The 7,978-nt window shown below is 60.4% G+C and carries 4 protein-coding genes; all 4 read left to right on the forward strand.

Features of this window, described 5'->3' with window-relative positions:
- Positions 1-53 precede the first annotated feature (53 nt).
- Complete coding sequence (locus tag KF814_18535) at positions 54-1,217, forward strand: calcium:proton antiporter (protein MBX3238150.1); 1,164 nt, start codon at positions 54-56, stop codon at positions 1,215-1,217.
- A 131-nt stretch (positions 1,218-1,348) separates the two neighbouring features.
- Positions 1,349-3,391 carry a GAF domain-containing protein gene (locus tag KF814_18540; GenBank protein ID MBX3238151.1) on the forward strand — a complete coding sequence of 681 codons (2,043 nt, stop codon included), beginning with the start codon at positions 1,349-1,351 and terminating at the stop codon, positions 3,389-3,391.
- Positions 3,392-3,393: 2 nt separating this feature from the next.
- Positions 3,394-4,830 carry a sigma-54-dependent Fis family transcriptional regulator gene (locus KF814_18545; protein MBX3238152.1) on the forward strand — a complete coding sequence of 479 codons (1,437 nt, stop codon included), beginning with the start codon at positions 3,394-3,396 and terminating at the stop codon, positions 4,828-4,830.
- A 453-nt stretch (positions 4,831-5,283) separates the two neighbouring features.
- Positions 5,284-7,978: molybdopterin-dependent oxidoreductase (locus KF814_18550; GenBank protein ID MBX3238153.1), on the forward strand; the 2,695-nt coding region annotated here is incomplete at its 3' end.

Raw genomic sequence — 7,978 nt, forward strand, 5'->3', positions numbered from 1 at the left:
GGGCTCGTCGAAACCATGAGTGAGCCGCGCAGGTCACCCTAGTTCCTATCACCATGATCAAACCGGCCGACACAGCAGCCCTCCCCGAGGTCCCGCCCGCCGGCCAAAGAACAGGGTCGTTCGGGCAAGCACTGCTGATACTCCCGATTACGACGGCCCTGTTGTTCGTCGCATACGGCGACGAGTGGCTCAGCGACTTCGACCGTCCGCTCCAACTCATGGCCCTATTGGCTTGGCTGCTGTTTGCCATCCTGACCTCGGCCTTCTCGGCCATCCACCATGCCGAAGCCCTGGCCACCAGGCTGGGGGAACCGGTCGGAACCGTCATCCTCACCCTCTCCGTTACCGGCATCGAAGTCGTGATGATCAGCGCCTTCATGTATACGGAATCAGGCAACCCCTCGTTGGCACGCGACGCGATGTTCGCGGTGGTGATGATCGTGCTGAACGGAATGGTGGGCCTCTCGCTGGTGCTCGGCGGGCTTCGCTACCATGAGCAAAGCTATAACCTGCAAGGGGCCAATGCCTTTCTGGCCGTGATTGTGCCGCTCGCAGTCCTCGGACTCGTCATGCCGAACTATACGCTCTCCTCACCGGGTCCCACCTACTCACCCAGACTGTCGGCGTTCTTGATCGTCATGTCGCTGGGCCTCTATGGCGTATTCCTGGCTATTCAAAACCTACGCCATCGTGACTACTTTCTCGCCCCCAAGCGATCCGGACGGGCGTTTCCCCGACAGCCGCAACGGGACGGCGCCCCAGCCAAACCGCTCTGGGCCCATGGAGCCCTGTTGCTGGGGTATCTGGTCCCGCTTGTCCTCTTAGCCGAGCATGCCGCGGTGCCGATCGACTACTTTCTCCATCAATGGCAAGCTCCGCCTGCATTGGGGGGCGTGTTGGTCGCAGCGATGGTGCTGGCGCCGGAATCCTTTGGTGCCGTGCGGGCGGCCTTGGCCAATCAGCTGCAACGATCCGTAAACATCCTCCTCGGCTCCGTCCTGGCGAGCATCGGCCTCACGATTCCCGCCGTGCTCACCATCGGCTTCCTCCGAGGATCCACAATCATCCTGGGGCTCGACGAGGTCGATACGACACTCCTCCTCCTCACGGTCGTCCTCAGCATGCTGACGTTTGCGGCGCGCCGCACCAACGTCCTGCTCGGAGCCGTCCACCTGCTGCTGTTTCTGGCTTATCTTATGTTGTTATTCGAGAAGTGATGCAAGTTGATGGGGGGTTGATTAGCGATAGGTCCCCTCCTACGATAGGGTATCTAGGCCCGAGCCGATCGTCCCGCATCCGCCACGCGGGACGGAGTGTTGGTTTGTCACCACGGAGGCGAGCGGCATCTATGCGCCGATTCCGAACCTTCCGCTCTTCGTTGATCGCTCAGATCGGTGCCACCTTCCTCCTGGTGTTCCTCATGTACAGCGCCCTGTTGCTCGTTTCCTCCTACATGGCGGCACAGCTGATCGGAATCAGTACCGCGATCGATCAAGCCGGAACGGAACGGATGCGTATCTACCGGCTGGCTTCGCTGCTGCTGCAACTGTCGGCCCCCCAGCAGGAAGCGACACTTCGCGACCTCATTACCCAGGAAACGGCACGATGGGAGAAAGTCCTGACCGGCTTGCGATACGGCACGGCCGATCATGCCCCGATCGGCGAGATCGAGCCCTCGGTGATGGGGCAGATTCAGGGGCTGCAAGACCGTTGGGACCTGCAGCTCCGCCCGTCGATCGAATCGGCAACCAGAGCATCCGGGATGCAACTGGAACTGGCTCAGCAGGAATACCTCCGGCACGCCGATGAATTCGTCGATGCCCTTTCGGTCATGGTGCACAGCCTCGAACGCAATGCCGCAGCGAGAACGAAGACCCTCTATGCCCTACAAATTCTTTTTCTAATCCTGTCGGCCGGACTGCTGGGAGGCGCCTTCATCCTGTTCCACCGGACGATCCGCCGACCATTCCAGGAACTGACCCGGGGAGCCGAGCGGCTTGCGGCGGGAGACCTGAACACCACGCTTGCCGTGCAGTCGTCGAACGAGCTCGGTCGCCTAGCCCGCACTTTCGAACATATGGCGCAGCGAACCAGGCAGGGCATCGAGGAGCTGGAAGCGCTCCATGCGACCGGCCAAGAGATCAGCACACTCGGCATCGGAGGTATCGAGCAGGTGCTGCGACGTATCGTCGACCGCGCAGCCGACCTCGTCCGGGTAGACATGGCCGTCATTATGGTCCGCCACTCCGTCTTGGAATGTTGGATCGTGGAGGCCGCATCAGGACAAGCCTTCGACACCATCCGCAAACAGATTCTCCTCACCGAAGAAACCCCATTTTCCAACGAAGCGTACGAGACCAAACGTCCGGTCGTGGTCGCCGATGTCGGCAGCTGCCATGATCGCCTGATTCACTTTCGCGACGAGTTCGGAGCACAAAGCTATCTGGCCGTCCCGCTGCTCGGGCCGCACGACTGCATCGGCGTGCTGACCCTCCTGAGCACTGGGACCCAGCGGTCCTTCAGCGAATGGGATATCAGGCTGGCGCAGCAATTCGCGGCCTATGCGGCGGTCACCATCGAGAATGCACGGCTGTTCGACGCGCTGCAGTCCGAGTCACATCTCCTCCGCGCGAAGCTGCACGCCGTCGAACGCAACGTCGCGGAGCTGACTCACGAGGTGAAGGCGCCAGCCGGCCGCGTCGCGGAATTCGCATCCTGGATCGAATCGGACTACGGCAGCCGACTGGACGACAAAGGACGGCGCTATCTCGAATGGATCAAGAAGGAGGGACGCGATCTCGCACAGCTGGCGGAACGCACATTGGACCTGGCTCGCATCACGGCGGTTCCCAGCCCGTTGGAAAGCGTCGATACGCAGGCGGTCGTGAAGGAAGTGCTGGATTTACTCGCGCCCCTGGCCCAGGCGGCCAGGGTAACCGTGACGATTGCTGACAATCTTCCGCGGCTGGCCTGCCGCCGTATCCACCTCAAACAGGTGCTGGAAAATTTAATCGGGAACGCCATCAAATATATGGGTACGCAGCCGCATCCGCGTGTGGACATCGGTTGGGATCCCTCCCCGCACGGCGCGGTGATCTATGTAGACGACAACGGCATGGGCATCGATCCCGCGATGACGGCAAGGATCTTCGAGCCGTTTCAACGGCTCTGCACCGCCGATATCCCCGGCGCAGGCATCGGATTGTCTATCGTCAAGACCGTGGTCGAACAGTACGAGGGGGCCATCTGGGTCGATTCCACGCCAGGCATCGGCAGCCGATTCCAGTTCCGTCTCCCGGTTCCCGGCGGTAAGTCCGCCGAACGTGGAACTGGCTCGCCCCAATCTGCATCCCTGCTCTCCAACCTGTCCTATCAAGCTGAAAGAGGCTAGCCATGCCCACGACCAAGCCCTCAACCTTCACCATCCTGTTGATCGAGGACAACGGCGGCGACGTCGAGATGTTCCTTCGCGCCGTGGAACACGAACTGCCTCGCCATGAGGATGAGGAAGTGGAATTATTGATCAACGCAACGGCTGAAGGTGGATTGGAGCGCCTCTCCCACGAACCGATCGACCTCATCATCACGGACGTTCGGTTACCCGGGATGAGCGGCATCGAGTTGCTCCGGCGGGTCCAGGATATGAACCGCCGCATCCCGGTCATCGTCGTCAGCTGGGTCAATGCGGTCGATACCGCAATCGATGCCATGCGCCACGGCGCGTTCGATTACGTGGTCAAACCGTTCGACGCGATGGATCTGGCCGCCCGCATCCACCGTGCCATGCGCATGGCCGATATTCTTCGGCACACCGAGCCCAACGGGACCGACAGCCAGCCGATGCCGTTCAAGGATCTGGTCGGAGTCAGCCCGCCGATCAAGAACGTGATGCAGATGATCGAAGCCATCGCCAAAGTCCCTTCGACCACGCTCATCATCGGTGAAACCGGTACCGGAAAAGAGTTGATCGCAAAGGCCATCCATGAGCGCAGCGCCGAGCGTGACGGCCCCTTTCAAGTGGTCGACTGCACGACATTTGCCGAGGGCACCGTCGAAAGCGAACTCTTCGGCCATGTGCGCGGGGCATTCACTGGGGCGGTGTCGGACAAGACCGGCCTGATCGAGTCCGGAAGCCGCGGCACGGTCTTTCTCGACGAGATCGGAGACCTACCCGCCAACTTGCAAGCCAAGCTCCTACGGGTGCTGGAAGAGGGCGAGGTTCGAGCAGTCGGCAGCACCCAGCAAAAGAAGGTGAATGTCCGGTTCGTCGCAGCCACGAACCAGGACCTGGCCGAAAAGGTCAAGCGCAACGAATTTCGCAAGGACCTGTTTTTCAGGCTCAACGTCATGGTCATCCGCGTCCCGCCCCTGCGCGAACGGCCGGAAGACATCCCCGTCTTGGCTCGGCATTTCATGTCGCGCTATGCCAAGGAATTCAGCAAGCACACCGACGATATTCATCCGTCGGCCGTCACCGAATTGGTTGCCTATCCCTGGCCCGGTAACGTGCGCGAGCTCCGCAACGTCATGGAGCGCGCGGTCATGCTGGCCAAGAGCAATCGAATCGCCGTGACAGACGTCTCAGGGCTGCTGCAGTCTCCCGACCGGCGAGGAGCGGACGGAATGGAAGATTACCTTCACCTTCCATATGCGAAGGCCAAGGAGCAGATCCTCGCCGCATTCAACCATCGATACATCTCCGCCAAGCTCTCGATCCATCACGGCAATGTCACCCACGCCGCACAGGAGGCCGGCCTCCCTCGCTCTTATTTTCATGAAATCATGCGGCGCTATCTCAAAGATGCCGGGCAGGACGTCAGTAAATCCTGACGCTGCGTTGTACGAAACCCGCTGAACTCCTCGTCTGGCGTGGGTATTGGCGAATCCAGCCCTAGTGTCCGTGATTTCGGACACCAGATCGCCCCATCATTTCCATAACTTAGCCAAGAGCATGTACCAGCGCGTCAGCCCTTGCTGACAGAGCCCAAGCCGCAATTCCTTCCAAGCGCCCGTCGACTTCCGGCCGATTTTCACAACATACTGAATTTCCATCAGTCTCCTTCCGCGCGACGACGGCTGGCGCGAGACCTCACCCGCGGCACGTCACTTGATATTCCCATACCCCGTCATGCGCTGTTCGCACGATTACAACCGGTTCCGCAACGAGATGTTTCCATCCGACCACGCGAAGGGAGGTGATCACAGATGTTCTGCGGACCGGCCGACTCGATGGCACGAACAGCACCATGAATCATTGATCTGCCTTACAAGGAGGTATTGGCTATGCACGTTTCCGTTTCACGGAGACAATTTCTCAAAGTGACGGTGGGAACCGTCGCGGCGATCGCCGTGGCGGATAAAGTCCTGGCGCTGACCGCGCTGCAGCCGGTCGTGGAAGTCGGGAACCCGCTGGGCGAGTATCCGGACCGGTCGTGGGAGCGCGTCTACCATGACCAGTACCGGTATGACTCGTCGTTTACGTGGTGCTGCTCGCCGAATGATACCCACGGCTGTCGCGTCCGGGCCTTCGTCCGGAACGGCGTCGTCATGCGGGTCGAGCAGAACTACGATCACCAAACCTATGAGGACCTCTACGGCAATCGCGGGACATTCGCGCACAACCCGCGCATGTGCCTGAAGGGGTTCACCTTCCATCGCCGCGTGTACGGACCCTATCGGTTGAAGGGGCCGTTAATGCGGAAGGGCTGGAAGCAGTGGATGGACGACGGCTCCCCCGAGCTGACGCCGGACGTCAAACGCAAATACAAATTCGACAGCCGCTTCCTCGACGACATGAATCGGGTCTCCTGGGACACGGCGTTTACGTATGTGGCCAAGGCCTGCATCGTGATCGCGACGCGGTACAGCGGGGAGTCCGGTGCGAGGCGGTTGCGCGAGCAGGGCTATGCCCCGGAAATGATCGAGATGATGAAGGGCGCGGGCGTGCGGTGCTTCAAGCATCGCGCGGGCATGCCGGTGCTGGGCATCGTCGGCAAGATGATGAACACCAGGTTTAACGGCGGATGCCTGCCTCTCCTCGACACATTCATCCGGAAGGTTGATCCGGATAAAGCGCAAGGCGGCAAGTATTACTCGAATTACACCTGGCACGGCGACCAGGACCCGTCCCACCCCTGGTGGAACGGCACGCAGAACTGCGACATCGATCTCAACGACATGCGCTTCTCCAAACTGAACACCAGCTGGGGGAAGAACTTCGTCGAGAACAAGATGCCGGAAGCCCACTGGAAACTCGAGTCGATCGAGCGCGGCGCCCGGATCGTCGTCATCACGCCGGAATACAATCCGACGGCCTATCGGGCCGACTATTGGATTCCGCTGCGGCCAGAAACCGATGCCGCACACTTCCTCGGTGCCTGCAAGATCATTCTCGACGAGAACATGCAGGATATCGACTACATCAAGGATTTCACGGACCTCCCGCTTCTCGTCCGCACGGATACGCTGCAATACCTCGATCCGCGCGACGTCATCGCGGACTACAAGCTGCCGGATTTTTCCAAGAGCTATTCCGGACGCATCCAATCCCTCAAGCCGGACCAGATCGAGCGGCTCGGCGGGATGATGGTGTGGGATCTGGCCAAGGGCAAGGCGGTCCCCATCCATCGTGAAATGGTCGGAGTTCATTTCAAGGCCAGCGGTATCGACCCGGCCCTGACCGGGACGTTCCGCGTGAAGCTCTTGAACGGTCGGGAGGTCGACGTCATGTCGATCTACCAGCTGTACTTGGTCCACCTCCAGGACTACGACCTGGATACGACGCATCAAATCACCCGGGCGCCGAAGGATCTCATTGTCCGGTGGGCGCGCGACTCGGGCACGGTCAAGCCGGCCGCGATGCACAACGGCGAAGGCGTCTGCCACTACTTCCACATGACGGAAATGGGGCGTGCGGCAGCCATGGTGCTCACTCTGACCGGGAATATCGGCAAGTTCGGCACCGGATGCCACACCTGGTCCGGCAACTACAAAGCCGGCATCTGGAACGCGGTGCCGTGGTCCGGCGCCGGCCTCGCCGTGCATACGGGAGAAGATCCGTTCAACCTTACGTTGGACCCCAATGCCCATGGCAAGGAAATCAAGACCAAGTCGTACTACTACGGCGAAGAGGTCGGGTACTGGAACCACGGCGACACGGCCTTGATCGTCAACACGCCGAAGTACGGACGCAAGGTGTTCACCGGCAAGACCCACATGCCGAGCCCCAGCAAGGTCCGGTGGGTCACGAATGTGAACATCCTGAACAACGCGAAACACCACTACGACATGGTGAAGAACGTCGACCCGAACATCGAGATGATCGTGACCCAGGACATCGAGATGACATCCGACGTCAACCACGCCGATGTGGCGTTTGCCTGCAACAGCTGGATGGAATTCACCTATCCGGAAATGACGGCCACGGTGTCCAATCCGTGGGTGCAGATCTGGAAGGGCGGCATCCGGCCGTTGTACGACACCCGCAACGATGCCGACACATTCGCCGGTGTCGCATCCAAGTTGACGGAGATAACGGGCGATGCCCGCTTCCGCGGCGTGTTCCATTTCGTCTATATGAACCGCGTCGATGTGTACCCGCAGCGGATGCTGGACGCCAGCTCAACCTGCTACGGATACAGCGCCGACGTCATGTTGAAGTCGGAAAAGGGCTGGATGGTCATGGGCCGCACCTATCCGCGCCATCCGCTCTGGGAAGAAACCAACGAGTCGAAACCTCAGTGGACGCGGTCGGGCCGGATCGAGACCTACCGGATCGAACCGGAGGCGATCGAGTACGGCGAAAACTTCGTCGTCCATCGGGAAGGGCCGGAATGTACGCCCTACCTCCCGAACGCGATCATGACGAGCAACCCGTACGTCCGCCCGGACGACTACGGGATTCCGATCACGGCGCAGCACCATGACGACAAACACGTGCGCAACATCAAGTTGCCGTGGGGAGAAATCAAACGGCATG

This window comes from Nitrospiraceae bacterium (assembly GCA_019637075.1).
In the GTDB taxonomy this organism is placed as follows: domain Bacteria; phylum Nitrospirota; class Nitrospiria; order Nitrospirales; family Nitrospiraceae; genus JAHBWI01.

Bases quoted from the DNA above. Each gene is read 5' to 3' on its own strand.
- KF814_18535 (MBX3238150.1), top strand. From the start codon at position 54: ATGATCAAACCGGCCGACACAGCAGCCCTCCCCGAGGTCCCGCCCGCC.
- KF814_18540 (MBX3238151.1), top strand. From the start codon at position 1,349: ATGCGCCGATTCCGAACCTTCCGCTCTTCGTTGATCGCTCAGATCGGT.
- KF814_18545 (MBX3238152.1), top strand. From the start codon at position 3,394: ATGCCCACGACCAAGCCCTCAACCTTCACCATCCTGTTGATCGAGGAC.